This window comes from Pseudomonas sp. MDT1-85 (assembly GCF_054898065.1).
On record NZ_CM142715.1, the window covers coordinates 5,599,463 to 5,626,382 of the forward strand.

22 protein-coding genes are annotated in these 26,920 nt (G+C 57.2%); 12 read left to right on the forward strand and 10 right to left on the reverse strand.

Features of this window, described 5'->3' with window-relative positions:
• The first annotated feature begins 45 nt into the window (after positions 1 to 45).
• Both ACYZT2_RS25195 and ACYZT2_RS25200 read left to right on the forward strand, forming a co-directional pair.
• Complete coding sequence (locus tag ACYZT2_RS25195; protein WP_461968286.1) at positions 46 to 1,761, forward strand: C13 family peptidase; 1,716 nt, start codon at positions 46 to 48, stop codon at positions 1,759 to 1,761.
• Positions 1,762 to 1,788: 27 nt separating this feature from the next.
• A complete protein-coding gene (locus ACYZT2_RS25200) occupies positions 1,789 to 2,430 on the forward strand; it encodes an oxidoreductase (RefSeq protein WP_030129552.1) in 642 nt (213 codons plus the stop codon).
• Between the two features lie 134 nt (positions 2,431 to 2,564).
• Here the strand turns inward: ACYZT2_RS25200 and ACYZT2_RS25205 are convergent, their stop codons facing one another.
• Genes ACYZT2_RS25205 through mpl form a run of 3 tightly spaced genes read right to left on the reverse strand, consistent with a single transcriptional unit; the run spans position 2,565 to position 4,820 of the window.
• Positions 2,565 to 2,849 carry a YceK/YidQ family lipoprotein gene (locus tag ACYZT2_RS25205; protein ID WP_461968289.1) on the reverse strand — a complete coding sequence of 95 codons (285 nt, stop codon included), beginning with the start codon at positions 2,847 to 2,849 and terminating at the stop codon, positions 2,565 to 2,567.
• Positions 2,842 to 3,474 carry a flavin prenyltransferase UbiX gene (gene ubiX / locus ACYZT2_RS25210; RefSeq protein ID WP_461968291.1) on the reverse strand — a complete coding sequence of 211 codons (633 nt, stop codon included), beginning with the start codon at positions 3,472 to 3,474 and terminating at the stop codon, positions 2,842 to 2,844. Before ubiX ends, ACYZT2_RS25205 begins: the two co-directional genes overlap by 8 nt.
• Positions 3,471 to 4,820, reverse strand: a complete 1,350-nt coding sequence (gene mpl / locus ACYZT2_RS25215; protein ID WP_461968293.1) for a UDP-N-acetylmuramate:L-alanyl-gamma-D-glutamyl-meso-diaminopimelate ligase — start codon at positions 4,818 to 4,820, stop codon at positions 3,471 to 3,473. Before mpl ends, ubiX begins: the two co-directional genes overlap by 4 nt.
• A 183-nt stretch (positions 4,821 to 5,003) precedes the next feature.
• Between mpl and ACYZT2_RS25220 the strand changes: the two genes are divergently transcribed.
• Positions 5,004 to 6,119 carry a molecular chaperone DnaJ gene (locus ACYZT2_RS25220; protein WP_461968295.1) on the forward strand — a complete coding sequence of 372 codons (1,116 nt, stop codon included), beginning with the start codon at positions 5,004 to 5,006 and terminating at the stop codon, positions 6,117 to 6,119.
• Positions 6,120 to 6,148: 29 nt separating this feature from the next.
• On the opposite strand, the gene ACYZT2_RS25225 is transcribed toward ACYZT2_RS25220, so the two are convergent.
• A complete protein-coding gene (locus tag ACYZT2_RS25225) occupies positions 6,149 to 8,062 on the reverse strand; it encodes a sigma-54-dependent Fis family transcriptional regulator (protein WP_461968297.1) in 1,914 nt (637 codons plus the stop codon).
• Between the two features lie 387 nt (positions 8,063 to 8,449).
• Here ACYZT2_RS25225 and exaC point away from each other — a divergent pair, with 387 nt between their 5' ends.
• The 9 genes from exaC (at position 8,450) to ACYZT2_RS25270 (ending at position 17,730) form a co-directional block, all read left to right on the forward strand.
• Positions 8,450 to 9,970, forward strand: a complete 1,521-nt coding sequence (gene exaC, locus ACYZT2_RS25230) for an acetaldehyde dehydrogenase ExaC (RefSeq protein WP_461968299.1) — start codon at positions 8,450 to 8,452, stop codon at positions 9,968 to 9,970.
• Between the two features lie 132 nt (positions 9,971 to 10,102).
• Positions 10,103 to 11,551 carry an ethanolamine permease gene (gene eat / locus ACYZT2_RS25235; protein WP_038981364.1) on the forward strand — a complete coding sequence of 483 codons (1,449 nt, stop codon included), beginning with the start codon at positions 10,103 to 10,105 and terminating at the stop codon, positions 11,549 to 11,551.
• Positions 11,552 to 11,602: 51 nt separating this feature from the next.
• The gene (locus tag ACYZT2_RS25240; RefSeq protein WP_461968301.1) at positions 11,603 to 12,997 is read left to right on the forward strand and encodes an ethanolamine ammonia-lyase subunit EutB; all 1,395 of its coding nucleotides are present in this window, start codon (positions 11,603 to 11,605) and stop codon (positions 12,995 to 12,997) included.
• 8 nt (positions 12,998 to 13,005) lie between these two features.
• The gene (gene eutC / locus ACYZT2_RS25245) at positions 13,006 to 13,830 is read left to right on the forward strand and encodes an ethanolamine ammonia-lyase subunit EutC (protein WP_461968303.1); all 825 of its coding nucleotides are present in this window, start codon (positions 13,006 to 13,008) and stop codon (positions 13,828 to 13,830) included.
• A gap of 112 nt (positions 13,831 to 13,942) precedes the next feature.
• Entirely contained in the window at positions 13,943 to 14,404 is a 462-nt protein-coding gene (locus tag ACYZT2_RS25250) for a GNAT family N-acetyltransferase (RefSeq protein WP_461968305.1), read from the forward strand.
• 226 nt (positions 14,405 to 14,630) lie between these two features.
• Positions 14,631 to 15,287 (forward strand): DedA family protein, encoded by a 657-nt coding sequence (locus ACYZT2_RS25255; protein ID WP_461968307.1) that lies wholly within the window; start codon positions 14,631 to 14,633, stop codon positions 15,285 to 15,287.
• Positions 15,288 to 15,293: 6 nt separating this feature from the next.
• Positions 15,294 to 16,106: a M90 family metallopeptidase gene (locus ACYZT2_RS25260; RefSeq protein ID WP_461968309.1), complete on the forward strand. Its 813-nt coding sequence runs from the start codon at positions 15,294 to 15,296 to the stop codon at positions 16,104 to 16,106.
• 113 nt (positions 16,107 to 16,219) lie between these two features.
• The gene (ppa, locus tag ACYZT2_RS25265; RefSeq protein ID WP_050681916.1) at positions 16,220 to 16,747 is read left to right on the forward strand and encodes an inorganic diphosphatase; all 528 of its coding nucleotides are present in this window, start codon (positions 16,220 to 16,222) and stop codon (positions 16,745 to 16,747) included.
• Positions 16,748 to 16,983: 236 nt separating this feature from the next.
• Entirely contained in the window at positions 16,984 to 17,730 is a 747-nt protein-coding gene (locus ACYZT2_RS25270; protein WP_461968312.1) for a S24 family peptidase, read from the forward strand.
• 407 nt (positions 17,731 to 18,137) lie between these two features.
• Here the strand turns inward: ACYZT2_RS25270 and ACYZT2_RS25275 are convergent, their stop codons facing one another.
• From ACYZT2_RS25275 to ACYZT2_RS25300, 6 genes are all read right to left on the reverse strand, one after another.
• A complete protein-coding gene (locus ACYZT2_RS25275; RefSeq protein ID WP_461968314.1) occupies positions 18,138 to 19,061 on the reverse strand; it encodes a hypothetical protein in 924 nt (307 codons plus the stop codon).
• Positions 19,054 to 19,818 carry a hypothetical protein gene (locus ACYZT2_RS25280; protein ID WP_461968316.1) on the reverse strand — a complete coding sequence of 255 codons (765 nt, stop codon included), beginning with the start codon at positions 19,816 to 19,818 and terminating at the stop codon, positions 19,054 to 19,056. The genes ACYZT2_RS25275 and ACYZT2_RS25280 overlap by 8 nt, the downstream gene beginning before the upstream one ends.
• Before the next feature lie 58 nt (positions 19,819 to 19,876).
• The gene (locus ACYZT2_RS25285; protein ID WP_461968318.1) at positions 19,877 to 23,287 is read right to left on the reverse strand and encodes a DEAD/DEAH box helicase family protein; all 3,411 of its coding nucleotides are present in this window, start codon (positions 23,285 to 23,287) and stop codon (positions 19,877 to 19,879) included.
• Position 23,288: 1 nt separating this feature from the next.
• Positions 23,289 to 24,005, reverse strand: coding sequence for a hypothetical protein (locus ACYZT2_RS25290; RefSeq protein WP_461968320.1), 717 nt, complete (start codon positions 24,003 to 24,005; stop codon positions 23,289 to 23,291).
• 117 nt (positions 24,006 to 24,122) lie between these two features.
• Positions 24,123 to 25,316 carry a restriction endonuclease subunit S gene (locus tag ACYZT2_RS25295; RefSeq protein WP_461968322.1) on the reverse strand — a complete coding sequence of 398 codons (1,194 nt, stop codon included), beginning with the start codon at positions 25,314 to 25,316 and terminating at the stop codon, positions 24,123 to 24,125.
• Positions 25,313 to 26,851: a type I restriction-modification system subunit M gene (locus ACYZT2_RS25300; RefSeq protein WP_461968324.1), complete on the reverse strand. Its 1,539-nt coding sequence runs from the start codon at positions 26,849 to 26,851 to the stop codon at positions 25,313 to 25,315. The genes ACYZT2_RS25295 and ACYZT2_RS25300 overlap by 4 nt, the downstream gene beginning before the upstream one ends.
• Between the last annotated feature and the right edge of the window lie 69 nt (positions 26,852 to 26,920).

Sequence of the window (26,920 nt, forward strand, 5' to 3'; positions counted from 1 at the left end):
ACATAGCTGCGGCATACTCCGTCGCCTAATTGCCCGGATCCCGCTATGCGCTCACTTGCACTCCTTGCTTTGACCCTGTTGCTCACCGCTTGCGGCGATGGCGAATCGCTGTTGCCCCCCGATGCCCGCCTGCCGGACGGCGGACGCTATCGCGGTGATCTGGTCAACGGCTTGCTGCAAGGCGAGGGCCGCATCGATTATCCGAACGGCAGCTGGTACGCCGGCCGGTTCGATAAAGGCCAATGGCATGGCCAGGGCGAATGGCATGGCAGCAATGGCGAGGTCTATCGCGGGCAATTCCAGCAAGGGCTATTCGACGGCCAAGGCACGCTGACCACCATTGGCAACAGCTATACCGGCGGGTTCAAGGCGGGTCGACGCGACGGTGAAGGCACCCTCAAAGAAAACGCCATGACCTACCGCGGCGAATTCAAGGCCGATCAATATTCAGGGCTCGGTCGTCTGGAACTCGCAGACGGCAGCCAATACCAGGGGCAATTTGCCCACGGCAAACCCAACGGCGAAGGCCAGCGCAGCGATGCCAGCGGCAATCAGTTCACCGGGCATTTCGCCAACGGCCAGCTGGAAGGCAATGGCACCTTCAACAGCGCCGATGGCGATATCTATGTCGGCGGTTTCAAGAACAATCAACTGCATGGCAAGGGCCGCTACGAAAACGCCGATGGCGATGTCTGGCTCGGTCAGTTCAAGGAAGGCGTGCTCAGCGGCAAGGGCGAGTTGATCGGTGCCGACGGCAGTCACTACATCGGCCAGTTCAGCGACTGGCGTTTCACCGGTCAGGGTCGCTTGAACCTGGCCGATGGCAGTTTCTATGTCGGCCAGTTCGACGGCGACAACTATCAGGGCAAAGGTACTTTGGTGCTGACCGATGGCACGGTGCAGAGCGGCACTTGGGTCAATAGTCAGCGCGTGCGCGACGCCGACGGCAAGCTGCTGCCCGACCCTCTCGAACTCGGCTTGCTGGCTCAGGGTCGCTTGCTCGACGATGCACTGGCCAACGTCCCGGCCTCGACCCCGGCGGTCGAACTGTACACCTTGACCCTGGGCGGCGACGGCAAGCAGAGCGTGTTCCTGCGCGAGTCCGATTACGTCGCCAACATGCTCGCCAGCCGTTTCGGCGCCTTCGGCCAGATCCGCCTGGTCAACCATCGCGATCACCTCGGCGACCGGCCGATGGCCACCCGGGAAAACCTGCGCCGCGCCACCCAGACCCTGGCCGAACGCAGCGGCCCGGAAGACTTGCTGTTCATTTACCTGACCAGCCACGGCACCAGCGAACACGAACTGGTACTCGACCAGCCACGCATGGAACTGGCCGACCTGCCGGCCGACGAACTGGCCGCCGTCCTCGCGCCCCTGAAGAAACGCGACAAGATCATTGTGATTTCATCCTGTTATTCCGGCGGCTTCATCCCCGCCCTCAAGGACGAACGCACCCTGATCATGACCGCCTCGCGCGCCGATCGAGTGTCCTTCGGGTGTTCGGAAGAAGCTAACTTCACGTATTTCGGCGATGCGCTGTTCGCCCAGGCGCTGAACCAGACCGACGATCTGGAGCAAGCCTTCAAACTGGCCAGGGCCACCGTGGCCGAGCGTGAACTGGCCGACAATTTCGAAGCCTCCGAGCCGCAAATCTGGGCGCCGAAAACCGTTCTTGCCCACTGGCAATCGTTACGCAAACAGCAGGCACGAAAGGCGCTGCAAAGTGTCTCTATCAGCAAGGATGAAAAGAGCAACTAAGCTGAATAGTATCAAGGGGGAATGACTATGTACTTGACGCCTCAGCACGTATTGCTTGCCGGAGCTACCGGGTTGACCGGTGAACATTTGCTTGACCGTCTACTCAACGAGCCAACGATTACACGGGTATTAGCCCCCTCACGCCGGCCACTGGCAGAGCATCCTCACCTGGAAAACCCGGTCGGCGACCCGGCGGTGTTTTTGCCGCAATTGAACGGTCGCGTCGACATTGCCTACTGCTGCCTCGGCACCACGATCAAACAGGCCGGCTCCGAGCAAGCGTTTCGCGCGGTGGACCTGGACATGGTCGTGGCCTTCGCCAAACGTGCGCGGGAAATGGGCGCACGGCACTTGATCGTGATCAGCGCCTTGGGTGCCGATCGGCGATCCTCGATTTTCTACAACCGGGTCAAAGGCGAGATGGAACACGCATTGCGCGCGCAGAATTGGCCGCAGTTGACCATTTGCCGGCCTTCGCTGTTGCTGGGCGATCGCGTCGAGCCACGACTGGGCGAGAAAGTCGCCGGCCCGTTGTCGCGATTGATTCCGGGCAAATACCATGGCATCGAAGCCTGCCAACTGGCCCGCGCCATGTGGCGCCTGGCGCTGGAAGAGCAGGATGGCGTGCGGATTGTCGAGTCGGATGAGTTGCGCAAGTTGGGCAAATAATCTTGCGGCGTCTGATTGGACGCCATCGCGAGCAGGCTCGCTCCCACATTTGATGGCGGCGTTCACCTATTTTGTGTCCACTGCAGATCTAATGTGGGAGCGAGCCTGCTCGCGATAGAGCGCGAAGCGCTCTCCTACAATCCGCCAGTCGCCTGAAAACTTACGCCAATCACCGTCAACAACGACAGCGGCAACAGCAACGTGTCGAGCAAAACACTGGCCGGCAGATCAACACCCGGATAACTCGGTGCTTCTGCGCCAAATCGGTCCATGGCGCAGCACCCGCCATTCATCGCATACAAATCCAGACGCGTCCCCGAATACACCACCGGCGCTCCAGGCTTGGCGGCATCGAGGGTGCGCGCCGTGGCGCAGCCCGCCAGTTGCAACACCAGCAGAATGATCAGCAGCTTATTCATCGCTGCTCAAATGGTGTTCGCCCCAACGCGGCAGCATGTCTTGCGGGATGTTCAAACAGTTGAGAATTCGCGCCACGACGAAGTCGATCAAGTCATCGATGGTCTGCGGCTGGTGATAGAAGCCCGGCGACGCCGGCAGAATGGTCACGCCCATGTTCGACAGCTTGAGCATGTTCTCCAGATGAATGCTCGAATACGGCGCCTCGCGCGGCACCAGAATCAGCTGGCGGCGCTCCTTCAAGGTCACGTCGGCAGCCCGTTCGATCAAGTTGTTGCAGGCCCCGGTCGCGATAGCCGACAAGGTCCCGGTGGAACACGGCACCACCACCATCGCCGCTGGCGAGCCAGAGCCCGAAGCCACCGGCGACATCCAGTCTTCCTTGCCATACACCCGAATCTGCCCGGCGGCGGCGCCGGTGTATTCCGTGAGGAAGGCTTGCATCATCTGCGGTTTGGACGGCAGCGTGACATCGGTCTCGGTGGCCATCACCAGTTGCGCAGCCTTGGAGATCAGGAAGTGCACCTCGCGGTCTTCACGCACCAGGCAGTCGAGCAGGCGCAAGCCGTACTGGGCGCCCGAAGCGCCGGTCATCGCCAGCGTGATGCGTTCCGGACCGTTGTTCATTGCAGCGCCTCGGCCAGTTTGCCGTGCAAGCCACCGAAGCCGCCGTTGCTCATGATCACCACGTGCGTGCCGGGCTGAGCCTGGCTCTTCACACGCTCGATGATGCCTTCCAGGGAATCGCTGACAATCGAGGGGACGGTGCACAACGCGGCAGTGGCGCCCAGATCCCAACCGAGGTTGGCCGGCGAATACCAGATCACCTGATCGGCATCGACCACACTTTCCGGCAAACCATCGCGGTGAGCGCCGAGCTTCATGGAGTTGGAGCGCGGCTCGATGATCGCGATCAACGGCGCGTCGCCAATGCGCTTGCGCAGACCGTCGAGGGTGGTGGCGATGGCGGTCGGGTGGTGAGCGAAGTCGTCGTAAATGGTGATACCACGGACTTCCGCGACTTTTTCCATCCGCCGCTTCACGCTTTTGAACGCGCTCAGTGCAGCGATGCCCATCGAGGGCACTACGCCGACATGACGTGCGGCGGCCAAGGTGGCCAAGGCATTGGCGACGTTGTGCTGACCGGTCATGTCCCACTCGACCACGCCTTGAGCGACGCCTTCGAACATCACTTCGAATTTCGAACCGTCTTCACTGAGCAGTTTGACCTGCCACTGACCACCGGCACCGGTGGTTTGCACCGGGGTCCAGCAGCCCATTGCGATGACGCGCAGCAATGCCGGTTCGGTGGTCGGATGGATCACCAGGCCTTCGCTCGGAATAGTCCGCACCAAATGATGGAACTGCCGCTCGATGGCCGGCAGATCGGGGAAGATGTCGGCATGATCGAACTCAAGATTGTTCAGGATTGCTGTGCGCGGGCGGTAGTGAACGAATTTCGAGCGCTTGTCGAAGAACGCACTGTCGTATTCGTCGGCTTCGATCACGAAGAACGGCGTGCCGCCCAGACGCGCCGACACCGAGAAATTCTGCGGCACGCCGCCGATCAGGAAACCTGGGCTCATGCCGGAGTGTTCCAGGACCCAGGCGAGCATGCTGCTGGTGGTGGTTTTGCCGTGAGTGCCGGCAACCGCCAGCACCCAGCGGCCTTGCAATACGTGATCGGCCAGCCATTGGGGGCCGGAGACGTACGGCAGGCCTTTGTTCAGCACGTATTCGACGGCCGGGTTGCCGCGGGACATGGCATTGCCGATCACCACCAGATCCGGAGCCGGATCGAGCTGCGCCGGGTCGTAACCTTGGGTCAACTCAATGCCCTGGGCTTGCAGCTGAGTGCTCATTGGCGGATAGACGTTGGCATCGGAGCCAGTCACATGATGGCCCAGCTCTTTGGCCAGAACCGCCATCGAACCCATAAAAGTGCCGCAAATACCAAGAATATGAATGTGCATAGTCGACCTCGTAAAACATGGCCGCAGGTTAGCGTAGGGTAGGAAAATTCGCACCTTGTGTTTGAATGCCTTGACGAAGTGATAGAAAATCACATCCGCTCGACATCCGGCTATCGGCCATCTATAGAAAATCACTCCTCCGATAGCAATGTTTTTACTTCATAGGCCACCGGGGAGCGCGCCATGAAAAAAAAAGATTCTCAGCTCAGCATTGCTCCGGCAACTGGAACCAGGAAACTCTCCGCTGCGCAACGGGAATTCAATGGGCTTATAAAGAAAATTGAAGAAAAACGTCGGGTTCTCCAAGCATGGGAAACCGCCATCCCTCTTTACATGGAGCGTTGGAGTACCGAGTTCCGTCCTCTGCTCGATTCATACCATGAATGCAGCCTTGAATTTCTGCATGTGCTGGACCGCCTCAGTGGAGAAATCAAGCTTTCGAAGGCCGATCGAGCGACATTGAGCCAGGAGATCTGCGAACTGGCTATTTCGCTGATGGAGGAGGATGACGAAACCTTGAAGGTGCTGCACAACAAGCATAGCGGACGTGACTTCGACGCAGACCAGCGTGAAGACGACGAGCTGCTAAAGCAGGGGCTGCATGAGATATTCGGCATTGATCTGGGCGAGATCGATATGCAGTCGCCCGATGCCATTGCCGAAAAACTGCATGAGCAGTTTCAGACCGAACAAATGGCGCATGAACCAAAGGCGCAACAAAAAAACGCCCACCAACTGCGCAAGGAAAAAGAGGCCGTTGAGGCCAGCCAATCAGTGCGCGAGGTCTACCGCAAACTGGCCAGCGCCCTGCATCCGGACCGTGAAAGCGATCCTGCCGAACGCGAACGTAAAACCGCCCTGATGCAGCGCGTCAACCATGCCTACAGCGAACGTAATTTGCTTGACCTGCTGCATCTTCAGCTGGAAGTCGAACATATCGACCCCCTTACCATTGGCACGCTGTCCAAAGACCGACTCAAACATTACAACCGGATACTCCAGGATCAGCTCACAGAGCTAGTGCAAGAACAGCTCAACCTGGAAGAGATGTTCAGGGATCAATTCAACCTCGCGCCATACGAGACGCTCTCGCCTCGAAACCTGAAGGGCAAATATCAACTTCAGGTCGATCTGTTAAACGTCGATATTAAATACCTGAAGCACCTGTGCCAAGCGTTGCCAGGCAATCCCAAGGCTTTGAAAGCCTGGCTCAAGGAACAAAGACAGCATCACCAGGCCTGGGATTTTGAAGACGAAATCTTCGATTTCGACGATATCCCGGATGAGCTCTTTCGTTAGGTCGCTGCCAGGGCTATAGCCGCAAAAGCTCAGCGGGCAATGGCGTGCTTGCGCAGTTTTCGATAAAGGGTGTTGCGGCTGATACCCAACTGTTCGGCGGTGTGGGTCATGTGCCAGCGCTGTTGCTCCAGCACCGTCAGCAATGCCAACCGCTCGGCATCGTCCAGCGGATACTCGGACGGCTCTTCAACCGCCGACGCCGTCACCGGCCGAGCCTGGCGAATCATCGCCGGCAAATCCTCCAGCCCGATCCGGCCGCCATCACACAACGCGGCCAGGGTCCTCAGCACATTGCGCAACTGCCGCACGTTCCCCGGCCAGGCAAAATCCAGCAAGGCCTGCCGCGCAGGCCCGTCGATCAATACCGTTTCCCCACCCGCCTCTTCGGCCAGCAAAAAGTCGAGCAACTGTGATTTGTCAGCGCGTTCACGCAGTGCCGGCAATGCGACGTCCAGCCCACTGAGCCGGTAATACAAATCCTCGCGGAAACTGCCGTCCTGCACCCGCTCAAGCAAATTGCGGTGGGTGGCGCTGATGATCCGCACATTGACCGATTCCGGCTCGCCGCCAATCGGCACCACCTGACGGTCTTCCAGCACCCTTAATAGCCGGGTTTGCATGCTCAGCGGCATGTCACCGATTTCATCGAGGAACAGAGTCCCGCCATCGGCCTGTTGCAACTTGCCGCGCATGCCTTCCTTGCGGGCACCGGTGAAGCTGCCGCCGCGATAGCCGAACAGTTCGCTTTCGATCAGGCTTTCGGGAATCGCCGCGCAATTGAGGGCGACGAATGATTTTTCTGCCCGTTGACTGGCCTGATGCACGGCTTTGGCGAAGGCCTCCTTGCCTGAGCCGGTTTCGCCATTGATCAGCAACGGCACATCCCGTTCAAACACGCGCAAGGCCTTGCGAAAATCCTCCTGCAACGCGGCATCGCCCAGGCAAATGCCTGACAAGCGCGGACGCTCGGCAACCGTCGGGCTTTGCACCACCGGCACCGGAATACTGCGCGGCTGCCCGCGCAACACGGCAAACAACCGCCGCCCGTCACGGGTGCGCAATGGCCAACTGGCGCTGGCATTGGCGCTCGCGCGGCCGAGCAATTCATCCAGCGAGCAGTCGAAAAACGCCTCCACCGGTTTGCCCAACAGCCCACCACGAATATGCCCCAGCAAATTCAGCGCACTCTGGTTGACCGCGCAGATCCGCCCTTCCCCGTCGAACGCCAGCAGCCCTTCGCTGAACAGCCCGACGGATTCGGCCTGCAGGTGAAAACGCAGCAACCATTGATTGTCGAAGTAACGCAGGAAATAGCAGCTCTCGATCATCTTCGCCGACAGATTGACCAGGGCCATGGTGTGGAACTGGCTCTGACGCGAAACCTCGTGACGCGCCGAAGACACGTCGAGCACCGCCAGCAGCTCCCCGTGAGGATCGAACACCGGGCTCGCCGAGCAGGTCAGGCCGGTGTGACGACCACGAAAATGTTCGTCTTGATGGATGGTCAGGGACTGGCGCTCCACCAGGCAGGTGCCGATGCCATTGGTGCCTTCGCAGGCTTCGCTCCAGTCGGCGCCCAGCCAAAGGCCGGCGCGCTCGAAAATCTTTCGTTCGGTGGGCGCGGTGACACAGTTGAGGATCACCCCGCGGGCGTCGGTCAGCAGCACCGCGTGGCCGGCGCCGGACAGTTGCTGGTGGAGGCTGGTCATTTCGGTGCCGGCGATCTGCAGCACTTGCTGCAAACGTTCGCGGCTTTCCAGCACGCGGCCATGTTCCAGCACCGTCGGCGCCATGGTCAGGGCCGGGTCGAGGTGATAGTCCTCAAGACAACGCAGCCAGGAACGGGCAATGGACGGATCGCTGCCGGGACCGTGCAGGTGGGATTTACCCTGGGTCACGGTCAGCACTTGCTGGGCATGGCGACTCAAATGGTTGTCGTGCATTTCTTATTATTCTCCCCAAGAGGTTTACATCCCCCTGTAGGAGCGAGGCTTGCCCGCGAAGAACGATAACGCGGTGCATCAGGCAAACCGCATCATGGCCTTCGCGGGCAAGCCTCGCTCCTACAGGGAGGTTCGAGCATCCTCCAGCCTAGCCTGCAATGCAATGCTGGCAAGACCGATGAGTCACAGCCTGCGCCACAAACGGTACAAAGTGTCACAGGGGCTGTACCGCAATCGTCACAACCGCTGCCCATCCGTCCGACAAAAAATACGCAAGGCCTTGATTTACCTGACCTGCAAGGCGCTGGCCCGACCTTTGCTCTACGCTTAATGCAGCGCTTTAGCGCGTCCTCCCTTATAAGCACAAAAGCCAAGGAGAAACCCATCATGCGTTACGCTCACCCCGGTACTGAAGGCGCTATCGTTTCGTTCAAGAGCAAATACGGTAACTACATCGGCGGCGAGTTCGTCGCGCCTGTCAAAGGTCAGTACTTCACCAATACATCGCCGGTCAACGGCCAACCTATTGCCGAATTCCCGCGTTCCACCGCCGAAGACATCGAAAAGGCCCTGGACGCTGCCCATGCCGCCGCCGATGCCTGGGGCGCCACGTCCGCCCAGGCACGCTCGCTGGTCCTGCTGAAAATCGCCGATCGCATCGAACAGAATCTGGAAGTGCTGGCGATCACCGAATCCTGGGACAACGGCAAGGCCGTTCGCGAAACCCTCAACGCCGACATCCCGCTGGCCGCCGACCATTTCCGCTACTTTGCCGGTTGCATCCGCGCCCAGGAAGGCAGCGCCGCCGAGATCGACGGCAACACCGTGGCGTATCACATTCATGAACCGCTGGGCGTGGTCGGGCAGATCATTCCGTGGAACTTCCCGATTCTGATGGCCGCCTGGAAACTCGCCCCGGCCCTGGCCGCCGGCAACTGCGTGGTCCTTAAACCGGCCGAGCAAACCCCGCTGGGCATCACCGTGCTGATGGAACTGATCGGCGACCTGCTGCCGCCCGGCGTACTCAACGTGGTGCAAGGCTTCGGCAAAGAAGCCGGGGAAGCCCTGGCCACCAGCAAGCGCATTGCCAAGATCGCTTTCACCGGCTCGACCCCGGTCGGCTCGCACATCATGAAATGCGCCGCCGAAAACATCATTCCGTCCACCGTGGAGCTGGGTGGCAAGTCGCCGAACATCTTCTTCGCCGACATCATGCAAGCCGAACCGACCTTCATCGAGAAAGCCGCCGAAGGCCTGGTGCTGGCATTCTTCAACCAGGGCGAAGTCTGCACCTGCCCATCCCGCGCCTTGGTTCAAGAGTCGATCTACGACGACTTCATGAAAGTCGTGATGAAAAAAGTACTGTCGATCAAACGTGGCGACCCGCTGGACACCGACACCATGGTCGGCGCCCAGGCGTCCGAGCAGCAATTCGACAAAATCCTTTCGTACCTGGAAATCGCCAAGGGCGAAGGCGCCGAACTGCTGACTGGTGGCAAGGTAGAAAAACTCGAGGGCAGCCTGGCGACCGGGTATTACATCCAGCCGACCCTGCTCAAGGGCACCAACAAAATGCGCGTGTTCCAGGAAGAAATCTTTGGCCCGGTGGTGAGCATCACCACCTTCAAGGACGAAGCCGAAGCCCTGGCCATCGCCAACGACACCGAGTTCGGCCTGGGTGCCGGTCTCTGGACCCGCGACATCAACCGCGCCTACCGCATGGGCCGCGCCATCAAGGCCGGCCGTGTCTGGACCAACTGCTACCACCTGTACCCGGCGCATGCTGCGTTCGGTGGTTACAAAAAGTCCGGCGTCGGTCGTGAAACCCACAAAATGATGCTCGATCACTATCAGCAGACCAAAAACCTGCTGGTGAGCTACGACATCAATCCGTTGGGTTTCTTCTAAAAGCCTGTCGCGAGCAAGCCACTTCCCTGTGGGAACTGGCTTGCTCGCGAAGCGGTTGAACATTCAGTAGAAATATCTAGCACCACCCCGGCAAAAACGCCGACTAAAAAACAATAAAAACAGGTGAACCCTATGCCTAGCGATCAAGCCAGCGCGCAGCCGGCAATCTCCTCGGTCGACTTCGAAAAAGTCGGCTCCGATTATTTCCAACAACGTGAACTGAAAAAAGGTGCGGCGGGCTGGGTCCTGCTGGTGGGCCTGGGTGTGGCTTATGTCATCTCAGGTGATTACGCCGGCTGGAACTTCGGTTTGGCCCAAGGCGGATGGGGCGGCATGTTTCTCGCCACGTTGCTGATGGCCACCATGTACTTGTGCATGTGCTTCTCCCTGGCCGAATTGTCTTCCATGATCCCGACCGCCGGCGGTGGCTACGGATTTGCCCGTAGCGCATTCGGGCCGTGGGGCGGGTTCCTCACCGGAACCGCGATCCTGATCGAGTACGCCATCGCCCCAGCGGCCATCGCGGTGTTTATCGGGGCGTACTGCGAATCGCTGTTCGGCATTGGCGGCTGGATGATTTACCTGGCGTTCTACATCATCTTTATCGCCATTCACATTTTCGGTGTCGGCGAAGCCCTGAAGCTGATGTTCGTCATCACCGCCGTCGCGGCATTGGCATTGGCAGTATTTCTGATCGCGATGGTGCCGCACTTCAACGTCGCCAATTTGCTGGACATCCCGGTGACCGAGGCCAAGGGCGCCAGCAGCTTCCTGCCCTTCGGCTATGTCGGCGTCTGGGCAGCCATTCCTTACGCAATCTGGTTCTTCCTGGCCGTCGAAGGTGTGCCACTGGCGGCGGAAGAAACCAAAAATCCGAAACGCGATCTGCCCCGCGGGTTGATCGGCGCCATGCTGGTGCTGGTGAGCTTTGCCTTGCTGATTCTGGTTATCGGTCCTGGCGGTGCCGGCTCAAACGCCCTGCTGACCTCCGGTAACCCGTTGGTCGAAGCGCTGACCAAAGCCTATGGCGGCTCGACCTGGATGGGCAGTTTCGTCAACCTTGTGGGTCTGGCCGGGCTGATCGCCAGTTTCTTCTCGATCATCTATGCCTATTCGCGGCAGATCTTTGCCTTGTCCCGTGCCGGCTATCTGCCGCGCAAACTGTCCGAAACCAACAAGAGCAAGGCTCCGGTACTGGCGTTGATCATTCCCGGCATCATCGGCTTTGGTCTGTCACTGACCGGCCAGGGCGACCTGCTGATTCTGGTGGCAGTGTTCGGCGCGACCATCTCCTATGTGCTGATGATGGCCGCGCACATCACCTTGCGTATCCGTCGCCCTAAAATGGATCGTCCGTACCGCACGCCGGGCGGTATCTTCACCTCAGGCGTGGCACTGGTGTTGGCTTGCATCGCCGTGGTGGCGGGTTTTCTGGTGGATCCGCGGGTGGTGATTGGCGCCGCGATCATCTATGGAGTGTTAATTGCTTACTTTGCCTTCTACAGTCGGCATCACTTGGTAGCAGGCACGCCCGAAGAAGAGTTCGCGGCCATTCAGAAAGCTGAAGAAGCCTTGCACTAACGGCCGCAAATCCCGGCGCAGACCCTGTCTGCGCCGTCACGGAGAATCTGTATGGCGAGTTTTGCTCACACTGTCGGCGCCCAGACCTACCGCTTCGACAGCCTCAAGGACGTCATGGCCAAAGCCAGCCCGGCGCGCTCCGGGGACTTTCTGGCTGGCATTGCCGCCCTTAACGATGGCGAGCGAGTGGCCGCGCAAATGGCCTTGGCTGACATCCCTCTGACTCACTTCCTGCAGGAAGTACTGATTCCTTACGAGACCGATGAAGTCACCCGGTTGATCATCGACACTCATGATAAACAGGCTTTCAAAGCGGTCAGCCACCTCACTGTTGGCGGCTTTCGCGACTGGCTGCTCAGCGACGCCGCCGACGAACAGAGCCTGCGCGCCCTCGCTCCGGGCCTGATCCCGGAAATGGCCGCCGCCGTGTCGAAGATCATGCGCGTGCAGGACTTGGTGCTGGTGGCGCAGAAAATCCGCGTGGTCACGAAATTCCGCGGCACTCTGGGCCTGCACGGCCGACTCTCGACACGCCTGCAACCCAATCACCCCACCGATGAACCGGCCGGTATCGCCGCGAGCATTCTCGACGGCCTGCTGTACGGCAACGGTGATGCGATGATCGGCATCAACCCGGCCACCGACAGCATCGCTTCGATATGCGCCATGCTGGAAATGCTCGATGCAATCATCCAGCGCTACGAAATTCCTACACAGGCCTGCGTGCTGACCCACGTCACCACTTCCATCGAGGCGGTGAATCGCGGGGTTCCCCTGGATCTGGTGTTCCAGTCGATCGCCGGCACGGAAGCGGCCAACGCCAGTTTCGGTATTAACCTCAACGTCTTGCAGGAAGGCTATGACGCGGGCTTGAGCCTGAATCGCGGCACATTGGGCCAGAATCTGATGTATTTCGAGACAGGCCAGGGCAGCGCCTTGTCGGCCAACGCCCACCACGGCATTGATCAACAGACCTGCGAAACCCGCGCCTACGCCGTGGCACGCCATTTCAAACCGTTTCTGGTAAACACCGTTGTGGGCTTCATCGGCCCGGAATACCTCTACAACGGCAAACAGATCATCCGCGCCGGCCTCGAAGACCACTTCTGCGGCAAGCTGCTGGGCGTGCCCATGGGTTGCGACATCTGTTACACCAATCACGCCGAAGCCGATCAGGACGACATGGACACCCTGCTGACCCTGCTGGGCGTGGCCGGGATCAACTTCATCATGGGCATTCCCGGTTCCGACGACATCATGCTCAATTACCAGACCACGTCGTTCCACGACGCCCTCTACGCCCGGAAAACCTTGGGCCTGAAACCGGCGCCGGAGTTTGAACAGTGGCTGGCGAACATGGGCATCTTCACCCAGGCAGACGGCAAAATTCACTTCGGCGACAACCTGCCGCCGGCCTTCCGTCAGGCCATGGCGCAACTGGGATGAGTATTGAGATGGATAAACCACCTGTCGATCCGAAAAACCCATTGCTGGAACTGCGTCGCCTGACCCCGGCACGTATTGCCCTCGGTCGCACCGGCACCAGTATGCCGACCAGCGCGCAACTGGATTTTCAGTACGCCCATGCACAGGCCCGGGATGCGGTGCACCTGCCGTTCGACCACATGGGGCTCAGCTCGCAACTGGCCGAACGTGGACGTGGAAGTCTGCTGCTGCACAGCGCCGCCACGGACCGGAACAGCTATCTGCAGCGCCCCGATCTGGGGCGCAAGCTGAGTGATGAGTCGGCGCAAACCCTGCGCGATTACGCGTTGACCCATCCTGGCGGGGTGGATCTGGCCGTCGTGGTGGCCGATGGCCTGTCGGCATTGGCCGTTCATCGCCACACCTTGGCGTTTCTGGCGCGCATGGAAGAACAGACAGCCGCCGAGGGCTGGTCCCTGTCGCCGGTGATCCTTGTGGAACAGGGCCGAGTCGCGGTGGCCGACGAGATTGGCGAGCTGCTGGGCGCGAAGATGGTGGTCATTTTGATCGGCGAACGCCCTGGCTTGAGCTCGCCAGACAGCCTGGGCTTGTATTTCACCTATAATCCCAAGGTCGGACTGACGGATGCCTATCGCAACTGCATCTCGAATGTCCGCCTCGAAGGCTTGAGTTACGGATTGGCGGCACACCGTTTGCTGTATTTGATGCGCGAAGCCTGTCGGCGGCAGTTATCCGGGGTCAGTCTGAAGGACGAAGCCCAGGTTCAGACGCTGGAGTCGGACAAAGGTGCGGACATGAAAGGTAATTTCCTACTGAGCCCGTCGGATGCCTGAACCGTTTCCGCATTGCGTTTCTATTCAGGTTTGAGGCAGGATCGATGCACGGCCGCCAGGGTTTCCCGTCGCCGTCACCACGTAAGACAGCCACTTGAAGACGAGACCTACCATGCGGATTATTCAAGCGACCCTCGAACACCTCGACCTGCTGACCCCGTTGTTCGTCAAGTATCGTGAGTTTTACGGTTCCCTGCCGTATCCGGACTCATCCCGGGCGTTCCTCGAGAAACGCCTGCGGCGCAAGGAATCGGTGATCTACCTGGCCCTGCCCGATGACGACAACAACAAACTGATGGGTTTCTGTCAGTTGTACCCGAGCTTTTCGTCTCTTTCGCTTAAACGTGTGTGGATCCTCAACGATATCTACGTCGCCGAAGACGCCCGCCGCCAATTGGTGGCCGACAACCTGATCCGCACCGCGAAAAAAATGGCCAAGGAAACCAATGCCGTGCGCATGCGCGTTTCCACCAGCAGCAATAACGAAGTCGCGCAGAAAACCTACGAGTCCATCGGGTTCAAGGAAGACACCGAGTTCAAGAACTACGTATTACCGATCAGTGACGGGATTTAAGTCCCAGAAAGATCGTCCGAAGGCTCGGGCCGCGTTCGGACGATTTTTTCCCACAAACACCGCAACCCATCGACATCCCCCGCTACAAACTCGAGGCGTTTTTCGCTTCTCTCCCCGTATAATGCTCATTCTTCCGGCTCGTAAGAAAAATCACATTCCGCTGTAGTCTTACGCCAAGCCATCCGCACAGGCCTGCAGAGTCGGGCCATCACCACAGGTGCTATCCATGGATTTCAACCCGATCGACCTTATCCTGCATCTCGATGTTTACCTCGACCTGCTGGTGACTAACTACGGGGCATGGATTTACGCCATTCTGTTTCTGGTGATTTTCTGCGAAACCGGTCTGGTGGTGATGCCATTTCTGCCGGGCGATTCCCTGTTGTTCATCGCGGGCGCCGTGGCGGCCGGTGGCGGCATGGACCCGGTGCTGCTGGGCGGCCTGCTGATGCTGGCGGCGATTCTCGGTGACAGCACCAACTACGTGATTGGCCGCACCGCTGGCGAAAGGCTGTTCAGCAACCCGAACTCGAAAATTTTCCGCCGCGACTACCTGCAACAAACCCACGACTTCTACGACAAACACGGCGGTAAAACCGTGACCCTGGCGCGCTTCATGCCAATCATCCGCACCTTTGCCCCGTTCGTTGCAGGTGTTGGCAAAATGCCTTACCCACGTTTCCTTGCATTCAGCGTCCTCGGCACCATCCTTTGGGTGGGTGGCCTGGTCACCTTGGGTTACTTCTTCGGTAACGTACCGTTCATCAAGCAGAACCTGTCGCTGTTGGTGCTGGGCATCATCCTGCTGTCGCTGCTACCGATGATCATCGGCGTGATCCGCAACCGGCTCGGTCATACCACGTCCAAAGTCGAACCACGCTGACTCACGATGTGGTCCCTTAGCGCCTGGCGACGCCAGCGCACTCTGGCCAGGCATCCGATTGCCGACGACATGTGGCAACGGGTGCGCCATCACTTGAGCTTTCTCGATGGCCTCAGCGCAGCCGAAGACCAGTGGCTGCGGGAAGCCTGCGCGCTGTTCCTGCAAGACAAACACCTGACCGCCCTGCCCGGTGTCGAGCTTCACCAGGAGCAACGCCTGCTGCTCGCCGCTCAGGCCCAATTGCCGCTGCTACACCTGGGCGATCTGAACTGGTATCAGGGTTTCCACGAAATAATCCTTTACCCGGACGATTTCCTCAGCCCCCAGCGCCATCGCGATGCCAGCGGCGTTGAACACGAATGGGACGGCGAACACAGCGGCGAAGCCTGGCCGCAAGGCCCGATCATCCTCGCCTGGCCCGGCGTGATGGCCAGCGGTGGCTGGGAAGGTTATAACCTGGTCATCCACGAACTCGCGCACAAACTCGACATGCTCAACGGCGACGCCAATGGCCTGCCACCGCTGCATGCCGATATGCGCGTCAGCGACTGGGCCAGGGTCATGCAAGAGGCCTACAACCACCTCGACCACCAACTGGACCATAATCCCGATGCTGAAACCGCCATCGACCCGTACGCAGCGGAAAACCCCGCCGAGTTCTTCGCGGTCACCAGCGAATACTTCTTCAGCGCCCCGGATTTTCTGCACGAGGCTTATCCACAGGTCTATGAGCAGCTGAAGCTGTTTTATCGCCAGGATCCTTTGGACAGGCTGCGGCAACTTCAGGCTAATGATCCGGTCTATAGGGCACACGACTAAGGTCTACACGACCTCTGGTACATGGCGTCGACGGCAGAATATGCCTATAATCGCCGCCACTTTTTGGTCAATCAGGCCAAGTGTTTTTGGTCAACTAACGGGGGCACCGCCCAATGAGCTACAGCAAGATTCCGGCTGGCAAAGACCTGCCGAACGACATCTACGTCGCGATCGAGATCCCGGCCAACCACGCGCCGATCAAATACGAAATCGACAAAGACAGCGACTGCCTGTTCGTTGACCGTTTCATGGCCACCCCGATGTTCTACCCGGCCAACTACGGTTACATCCCGAACACCTTGGCCGACGACGGTGATCCCCTCGACGTGCTGGTCGTGACCCCTTACCCGGTTGCTCCAGGTTCGGTAATCCGCGCGCGCCCAGTCGGCATCCTGAACATGACCGACGACGGCGGTGGCGATGCCAAAGTGATCGCGGTTCCACACGACAAGCTGTCCCAGCTGTACGTCGACGTGAAGGAATACACTGATCTGCCTGCGCTGCTGATTCAGCAGATCGAGCACTTCTTCGCGAACTACAAAGATCTCGAAAAAGGCAAATGGGTGAAGATCGAAGGCTGGGCCGGCGCAGATGCCGCCCGCGACGCGATCATGAAGTCGGTTGCTGCCTATAAAGGCTGAGAAGTCGCGGTAAGCTTCTAGCTCCAGGCGCCAAGAAGAACCCCGGTTGATCCGGGGTTTTTTGTGGGCGCTCCGCTCAGACACTCACCTTTAACGGTACGTATAGGGCTTCTTGGCTTGGGTTTTTTCTTGTTTAATTTCCACTAAAAGCGTCTTACATCCAGTCTTAAATTTCCCTCGAAATTTGAACGGATCGTTTATTCAAACCCCCATCCTGCGCCAGTAAACTCGTGTTTATGAAAAAGAACACTAGCGGCCCACGGTTCAAAGCACTCCTCGAAGCAGCGAAAATCACAACCACAGGATTTGCCGCTTTTTTCGACACGGAAGCGCAAAATATCCACAACTGGTACACCCGAGGCGTGCCCGCCTACCGCATGGAAGAGGTCGCCCGACTACTGTCTGTCAACAGCGACTGGCTGAAAACCGGCGAAGGCCCGAAAGAGTCCTCACGCCTGCGCGTGCTCGACGAGGCCGGCAACACCTTCGACGCCCAGGCCATTCGCGGCATCTACACGGTGATCGAGTCCATCGACGTCGAGCTGCCCTTCTACAAAGAAACAGCCACCGCCCCGGGCTCCAACAAAACTCACGTCGTCAAAGACCCCAGCCAATCCATCCGCCTGCCCCGCAGCCACCTCGACTCCCTGGAAATCAATCACGCCAACGCAATTTTCACTCACATGATCGGCAACAGCATGGGCGAAAAGATTGAAGACGGTTCGACGCTTGCAATCGACCGGGGGCTCACTCAGGTTATTGATGGGGAGATTTATGCGATCGAGCATGACGGGATGTTGCGGATCAAATACCTGCATCGGATGCCGGGGAATGCGCTGCGGTTGCGCAGCTACAACAAAGCCGAGTATCCAGACGAGATCTTCAGTGCCGAGCAGATCGACAAGCAAAACATCAGGGTATTGGGGTGGGTATTCTGGTGGTCGACGCTCAATAAACGGCGACCGCCGGTACCGTTCCTCTAAGCGTTAAAAGATCGCAGCCTTCGGCAGCTCCTACGGCGAGATAGGGAAACGCAGGCCCCTGTAGGAGCTGCCGAAGGCTGCGATCCTGGCAATCAACCCGAAACCCAAACTACCCGGCCCTATTCAGAAACTCTCCCACCAACCAATACCCCATCGCTCTACCCGGCATGTCCCGCTGGGAATTCCTCAAAAAAATCAGTATGCTGCGCCCCACATTTGCGCATCGACCCTTCTTCAGGCTCAGATCGCACCGACAAGGCAGATGACTTTCTCGCCGAGTCCCACAGCCGGACGCAAGATCCGGGTGTACGTTTTGAAGGCTGGCGCGGTTTACCAAAAATAAACCAAGCCAGTCCCCGAGAAGCCGGCCACAAGCCGGCTTTTTAATGTCTACGAAAAAGTGCTACTCAACGGCTAGCAAGATAGATCAGCATCCCATGCTGATCTAAGTCATCAGCCGCCGGTAAATCAGACGGGAGCAGTTTGTTTTCATGCATAAAGTCCAACTGCAGCACATTCCCCTTTAATACCTGATGTACCTGCGCGGCCTGATCGGCGAGACCAATTAAATTCGCACTGGCTTGTTGATCATAGTTTCCAGGCACGAAACGTCGCAGTGGATCACTTAGAATAGCCGTCAGAGTCTTACCAAATTCGGCGTGCTCGGTTGTAAGCTTCTGGGCAACGCCCAACGCAGCTTTCTGCTCACCCAGCTCCGATAACGCCTGAACCCGGCCTTGCCCAGACGCCAACCATGACCGGTAGTTCATGGATAGCTCAAACGCGTGCAGATATTCTCTCTTGTCTGCCGTCAGCTTTCGGACCACACCATGAAAGTAACTTTGGGCAACAGCGCACTGACTTTCAGCAGTCAGCAGCTTGCTCTGAACGATTTCAGTCGAACCGTAATTACCCAACTCAGCAAGCGTACCCATTGCAGCGTTCACAGGGGCAAAATGAGCAAGCCACTGCTTATCCTCAAACCACTCCTGCTTAGCCTTTACATCATTTACAGCATTGCCGATCGCATTTAACTGCCGCTCGATTCCCTGCAGCTTCCGATAAATCATGGCAAAGCCAACGGCACTCACAACCAGGTTGGCGACCTGAAGTCCCATCAGCATCTGACCTTGCATCATCAGCTTCGATAACTGCCCATCCAGCACCTCTGACGGCGGCTCGGTGCTAACGGAGTCCCCCTCCCTCAACCAAGCAACGACCTTTTTTGTGACCTTGTCCCTTATCACTCCACCAACGCGCTCGAGTTCTCCAGATTCAAGTCCGATAGCCAGCCACTCGGGCACTTTGAAAACAACGCTCAAATCAATCATCGAAAGCGCCCTCAAATACCGAACTGAGCTGAGCACACATCATTTTTTGTCTAAGCATCGCGATATGTAGCACGCAAGGCACTGTCACGCGAAAAGCAGGTCCAGCCATATCAATCGCAGTCCAGACACCCGTCAGAATCCAGCCGACTGGCCCCATGAAAACGGCCACACCACGTCCCAGAGCCGCACCTGCGGCACCGCCGGCAGCAAGTTTTATGCCATAACCAAGAAGCTGTTTGGCCATCGCGCTAGCCACGATTGTCGATACTTGGTAGGTCACCACTCCAGCGGCCCTGGCACCTAACAAGGTAAAAAGAGAGGCACCAGACAAGAGCGCACTTAAGTCGCTTTTACCGAGCCCCGCCTCCTTGAGAATGGCCTCCATATCTGCTCGCTCTTTGCCTTCAGCTTTTTTCAACGCATCGCGCAAAATTTTCTGGATCAACTCCTCTTCGAGTTGAACCAGGCCGAAGGAATCAACATCCTTAACGCCAAACTTCTGGGCAACGTCCTTTACTACTTCGTGGTAATCGGGGCCGCTGCTGCGGAAGAGGTTGACGAAGCTATTGCCACCGAACAGACGGATTTCATCCAGGACTTCACCGGCATAACGACGATGATCAGGGTTGTGAGATTTATAGATATCTTTGCCAGACAGGCTTTCAGTCGTGCTCGCTTTAAGAATGTATTCGACCAAGGGTTTTAGATCCTCATTCGAAGCATTCGCCATCACATCACCGGTCGAAATCGATGTCATCGTGCAGCTCCTTTAAACTGTCAATCCATACTAAAAACTGGCTTTATGAACGCCTGCATTAAGCAACGCGAGCACTGGCCTCAATTTTTTGCAGCGCTGCAAACAGCTCGTCGACCTGCCCAGGCTCGAACAACTTTTCCGGCCCACTGGGTGTGATATCCGTAAAAGGTGATTTGTAGAGCAAATCCGCATTCATCACCCCGTGCTCCGTGAGGTGCTGGATCACTAGGTTGCTAAATTCGATTTGGCTGCCGCTGAGTGTTTTTCCAGCCAAGAAACCAGACAACGCATCAGTAGCAGCATCGCGATCCAGACCAACCAAGGAGCGAATGAACAACCCCAAACCCTTGGCCTGTTCTTTCGCCCGATTGATCTCGCCCGCACCGGCACCACTTTCAACCAGCATCTGCTCCAGAGCTTCAAGGTCCAGGGCCGTCAATGGTTGATTACGCCGCAGCTTCTGCAACGACAAGTGATCCTGATGTGCACGCAGAAAAGCACGAGCCTTTTCGCGGAAACGCTCAAAACTCGCCGGGTTCACCATCGAAGGCATAACGACTTCGTCGATCTGCCCCAATTCGTCCTCAAAATTGGTATAGACGGTAACGCCGCGTCCTTTTTCCAATAGTTTGATCAAACCACGCAATTTGCGGCGAGCCTGTTCCAGCATCGAAACGGTGACGTCTTCCCACCACTCCTGCCCCGCCACGGCTTCAATCATCAGCGTTTGTTCGGCGATCGCCGGAATGTTGGTTTGACCCAGCAACGCCCGAGCCAAGTCCTGAACCTGCTCACTCAAACGGGCAAAACCTGGTTCCGCATTGAGAATGCACAGCTGTAATCGCAACAACAGAAGGTCGAAGCGCTTAGCTTCTTCGTCCTCTTCCGCCAAGGTGGTCGGCAAACCTGAAACGTGGTCGGCCAATTCGCGCAGTTGAGTCTCTCCGATGTCTTTCCAGATGCCTGCAGCGGAATAGATTTCGACCCAACGTCGTTTAGGACGAACAACGAAGTTGTCCAGCGTCATCGAGCACACCCGTTCATGCAGCGACAAGGCAATGTCGTCACGCAGCTGATCATCGCTGAACACCACTGAGTAAATGCCGTGAGGCTCCTTGAGCTCGACGCTGTTACGCCGCCGATCCAGCGCCGCCAACATTTCCAAACGGGTTTTGAACAAGCGCTGTCCCAACGGTTCGCTCAGCGTTCCCTCGGTGGGTTCAGGGTTCTGATTGAAATATTCGAGGTTCTGGCAGAAATCGAAAATGAAGAAGTCTTCTTTGTCATGACCCGGACCAAAGAGGTTTCTGCACAGTCGAGTGCCCCGTCCGACCATTTGCCAGAACTTGGCTTTGGAGCGGACGATTTTGAAAAATACGAGGTTGACCACTTCTGGCACATCGATTCCGGTGTCGAGCATATCCACCGAAATCGCGATGTGCGGTGCCTTGTCCTTGATTGAGAAATCATCAATCAAGGACTGCGCATATTCAGTTTTGTAGGTAACGACCCGAGCGAAGGCGCCTTTCTTATCGGGGTAGCTCTCATCAAAGCGATCAGCAATAAACTGAGCGTGAGCATTATTCTTGGCAAAGATGATGGTCTTGCCCAAACGGTCACCGCCCGCCACTTTGTGGCCACGCTCCATGAGGGTCTGCAACACTTTGTCTACCGTGTCGGTGTTGAAGAGCCAGCGGTTAACCGCATCGGCGCTCACCTCGTCCGGTACTTCTTCCTCTTCGCCCCACTCCAGTTCGTCCCACTGATCTTTCTCATCTTCGGGAAGCTGATCGTAGCTAATACCGTCGCGCTGGAATTTTAATGGCACCGAAACCCCGCGCGGCCTGACCAGATAACCTTCGGCAATCGCGTCATCCAAGGTGTAGGCGTCAGTCGGGACGCCGCTTTCCAGGTTGAACAGGCTGTAAGTGTTTCGGTCGATCTCATCTTTAGGCGTGGCGGTCAGCCCCACCAACAACGCATCAAAGTAGGAAAAAATCGCCCGGTATTTCTGATACACCGAACGGTGTGCTTCATCGATGATGATCAAATCGAAATGGCCCACACCGAAGCGCCGCTGTCCGTCCTGCTTTTCATCGATCAGACCCATCATCGTCGGATAGGTCGAGACGTAGATGCGCCCTTCGGTGTTCTTCTCGGTGACCAGATTCACCGGCGCGGCGCTGGGTAAAAAGCTTTTGAAGGCGTTAGCCGCCTGATTTACCAATGCCACACGGTCAGCCAAAAACAGAATGCGTTTGGCCCAATTGCAACGCATCAACAGATCGCTCAGGGCAATCACTGTGCGTGTCTTGCCGGCGCCGGTGGCCATCACCACCAGAGCTTTACGTTGGCGATCCTGCTCGAAGGATTCACCGATGCGGCGGATGGCCCGTAGTTGGTAGTGGCGCTCGACGATCACCGGGTCAATCGTCGCCTGCCCCAAAAGCTTGCGACTGCTACGGCGCTGAATCAGCAGCTCCAGCTCGGCCTTCTTGTGGAAACCCTGAATCAGACGCGGCGCGAACTGGGTGTCATCCCACAGCCAGTGCTCATAGCCATTGGTGAAATAAATCAGTGGCCGCTGGCCGTACATTGTTTCCAGGCAATCGGCATACAGCTTGGCCTGTTGCTGCCCGGCTCGGGCATCGCGCTGAGTGCGCTTGGCCTCGATCAGCGCCATCGGTTTGCCGTCGTCACCCCAGAGCACGTAATCGACAAAACCCTTGCTCTGGGTGTTCGGCATGCCCGCCACTTCAAACTCACGATCACGGGCCGCATTGAGTGGCCAACCTGCTTCGTGTAGAAGCTGATCGATAAACAGGTCGCGGGTTTGCGCTTCGTTGTAGTCGTGATGATCGGGCTGCGCCGCGTTGGCCAATTTGGCGGCGGCCACCTCGGCGCGCAGAACAGCAAGTTCCTGGTCCAGGACAGCGTTTCTCTTTTGCGCTTGAGCCAGCGCCGCATCCCGTTGGGCGAGTTCGCTTTCCAGTTTTTGCAACTGAGCCAGACTTTGAGTCCCAGCAGTTACTGCCGGCTTAGGCAACAGCGCCGGGTTAAAGCGCAACGCACCATCCGGCTTACCAGCGGCACTGCGTGCGTAATGCCGCCCTAGCCAATAGGCCACATGAAATAGCTCGCTAAGCACCGCTTGGGCGTCTTGCTCGCGTACCTGACGGGCGCTGTGCACCGCATCGTTACCGCGCTTGCGGATCACTTCCATTTTGGCGTGGAGCATCGGCCCGGTCAGGGTCTTGAAGCTTGGCTCAAACAGGAACGCGGATAAGTCGCTTTTATATGGCAGCTTCAAGCTGCGATCGGCCTGGAACAGCCACGCCACCAGCAACTCCAGCGTGCGCCGGGCATAGAAGCAAGATGATCGCGGATCCGCCAGGACATTGGCCTCGGCCTTGACCGCTTCGGCATGGAAACCGGGCCATTCAGTGCGCAGGAAGGCAAAGTTACTCATATCAACGTCCTTGAAATATGGCGGCAACGTCTAACCGGTCGGTCAGGTACGGAGTGAATCCGGTGAACAGGATACAAAGTGCCAGCATATCGCGCATCTCTATATTGCCTTCCACACTGCCTGGCTTACCGCCATGGCGGATGCCCGGATAGTCACAGGTGAAACCATAGAGGCTTTTCAGCGCATTGCGCACCTTGGCGTGGGGCCAATGAGGGAGCTGATCGCAGATGCTCGACAGCGCGTATTCGCTGACCCGAGGGTTGTCGCGGCCCAAGGCTTCCAGCAGGTTGATCTGTTTTTGCAGGCAGGTTTTGATCCGCCCTTCGCCGCCCTTGTCGTGCAGATCACGAAAGGCTTCGTCGAAGTCTCGTTGCAGGGTGTGGAGGTGTGGGTGTTCGGCGTTGCTGTCGCGTAGTCCCTGAACCAGGTTGGCGAACAAGCCGGGGACGGTCGGGTACAGCCGACAGGGGCGGCGCAACTCGTAATGCAGGTTGTAGGTATCGATGAAGTTGGCCAGGCGATTGAAGTACGCATTGGCCAGCGAATCGCCGGCTAACTCATCGAGTACGTCGTAGGCGTTTTGTAGAAAACCCAACAGTGCCGATTCGTCGATCAGGTCATCGGCGGTGATTCGGCGGAAGGCTCGAACGCTTTGGGGAGGGTCGTCGATTATCTCGGCCAGGACTGCCAGGGAGGGTGGTGTTTTTAAGGCAGGCATCAACGCCCGGGACAACTCGCAGAAAAGATCGGCAGGTGCCGATCCGTGTCGCGCCAAGGGGCTCCAGAGCTCGCGCCAGGTGCGAGACCAGACGGGGAGCAGGGAGCCGCGCATGGGTTAGAGTTCGCCTCGGAAGGCGCGGTGTTGGAGGGATGAGAAAAGGGCATCCAGCTCAGATAAGTGTTTTTGCTGAAGCGTTTTTGTGAGTTCGATTTGCATAAGAGAAAGCTCAAACTTTTTTTGAAGTGCAAGCGGAGGAATAAGAAGTGGAAAGTTTTTAAGCTGCGATATATTAATCGACGCTATGCCCGTAGTTTGTTTTGCCGATTTAAGAAAGTAGCGCTTACCGCGAACACTACCTACTAGCCAATTTAAAAAAATCGGCGTGAGCTCATCCGTTACCAATCTCACTCTAAATACGTGATTTTGATGAATACAAACAGGCAATTCGTCATTCCATAGCGTCCCTCGACCTAACTTGTCCGGATCGCCACCTTCTGTCAAAAGCAAATCGCCTTTCAACAAACGATAACGTTCAACTTCAGAGTCGGTTGCCTCTTCCGTCTTGACACCGTCCATTTTTAAAAATTTATCTTGGACATTTGCAACGGTCAAATAGGGAACTGAAGATGTCAACTTCCCATCAAGCTTTCGCCCTTTGGTAAACCCGGAGACAATCTCTGCGCAGTCACCAAGCTCTTTCGAATCATTCCATCCTCGATCATTTACCAAAACATTTCCGAACATCTCACAGAACGCGGCATGAGACAGTGAATCAATCTTCTCAAGCGTTGCACGACGCTTAGTTCGCAAATACTCAACCTGATCCAAAATTGCAGCAATGCGCCTCTGTTCAGACAATGTGGGTTTCGGAACTTTTAACGCTTGTAAAGTTGTAGAGTTCACACCCAACTGAGCAGCCCCGCGAGCGCCGCTCGAAATCTGAGCCCAATAGTATGGCGTATTGAAAAAATGAATCAAATAAGCTGGATCCACCTCTTCATTGAGACGGACTCTTATTAAATACGACGCAAATACCGCATTATCCGGGCAATCACGAACAAGATAACTTTTTCCAGTGGTAGCGCCTGTCCGTGCAAATACAATATCTCCAGGCTGAAGAAGAGAACGACTTATTGAACGTTCATCACACTCGCACCAAGGGACTTTGTCCCAATTCACTCCACCATTTTGAATGTCAGTAATGCGGAGAAACTTAGGGCCTAAAGGGCTCTTAGCTGCTGAAGCCGTCACACCGTAATCGACCTTCTCTGCGATATCACTTAAAGAAACCGTAGGCCAACCTGTCATGCCATAACTCTCCGGAGGTTTTGCATTCCTAACCGAATCTCTTCCTCCATCTCGTCCAGCTCTAACAATATTTCATGAGATGTACGATGCTCGACTTCCTCATGAACCAACTCCTTGTAGCGACTAATACTAAGATCATAATCTTCCGCAGCAATTTCTTGCTTAGGAACACAGAAACTTTGCGCCGTCCGTGGACGTTTTAGCTCTGCCCCAGATCGCTCGCTCCATTGAGCCAGTACATTTGGCAAGTTATTTTTCGAGTGATCTTCCTCACTCAGCACTGTGTTCGGTGCAACACCTAATTTGTCGTCACTAAGCAGGGGGGTGCGCCTATCGTCCAAACTCATGCCGTCGGCTTGCAAGTCATAGAACCAAACGTTATCAGTGCCGCCTGAGTTAGTTTTTGTAAATAGCAAAATAGAGGTGGCGACACCTGCGTAAGGCTTAAATACGCCGCTCGGAAGTTTGACAACTCCATCAAGTTTGTGATCTTCGACAATCATGCGACGCAATTCTCTATGCGCCTTAGTGGACCCGAACATCACACCGTCCGGAACGATCACGGCAGCACGTCCACCCGGCTTGAGCAATCGTAAGAACAGCGCCAAAAACAGCAGTTCAGTCTTCTTGGTTTTAACGATGCGCTGCAAATCTTTCGCAGTACTTTCGTAATCCAGACTGCCAGCAAACGGCGGGTTGGCGAGAATCAGGCTGTAGTGTTCGGCCTCCCCTGCGGTGCTCTCTGCCAGGGAATCGCGATAACGAATATCCGGGTTTTCCACCCCGTGCAGCAGCATGTTCATGCTGCCGATACGCAACATGGTGTTGTCGAAGTCGAAGCCGTGGAACATGCCGTGGTGGAAGTGCTGACGCTGGGTGGCATCGAGCAGCAAGCTTGGATAGGTGTCACGCAGGTATTCACCGGCCGCCACCAAAAACCCACAGGTGCCGCTGGCCGGGTCGCAGATCACGTCGTTGGGCTTGGGTGCGGTCAGTTCAACCATCAACTGAATGATGTGCCGTGGCGTGCGGAACTGGCCGTTCTGCCCGGCACTGGCGATTTTGCCGAGCATGTATTCGTAGACGTCGCCCTTGGTGTCGCGGTCGTCCATCGGGATGCCGTCGAGCAGGTCCACCACTTTAGCCAGCAACGCAGGCGTGGGAATGGTAAAGCGCGCATCGCGCATGTGGTGGCTGTAGGTGGAGTCGTCGCTGCCGATGGTTTTCAGGAACGGGAACACGTGGTCGGCAATCACTTCAAACATGGCCGCTGGGGCCAAATGCTTGAAGCGCGACCAGCGGTAGTCATTGTAATTGCAGCCGCGCGGGTCGAGGCCCTCAGGGAAAATTTGACGTTCCATCGGCTGCTTCAGGCGATTGGCTTTGTTCTCTTCCAGGGTGTGCAACTCATCCAGGCGACGCAGGAACAGCAGGTAAGTCAGCTGCTCCATGACCTCCATCGGGTTGGAAATACCACCCGACCAGAAAGCATTCCAGATAGCGTCGATTTTGCTCTTGAGTTCGCCGGTGATCACCGTGTGTTGCTCCATAGCTCACGCGCCCGCAGAGCAGGCGCTAAAAAGTGGGGGATGATAACGTCTGGG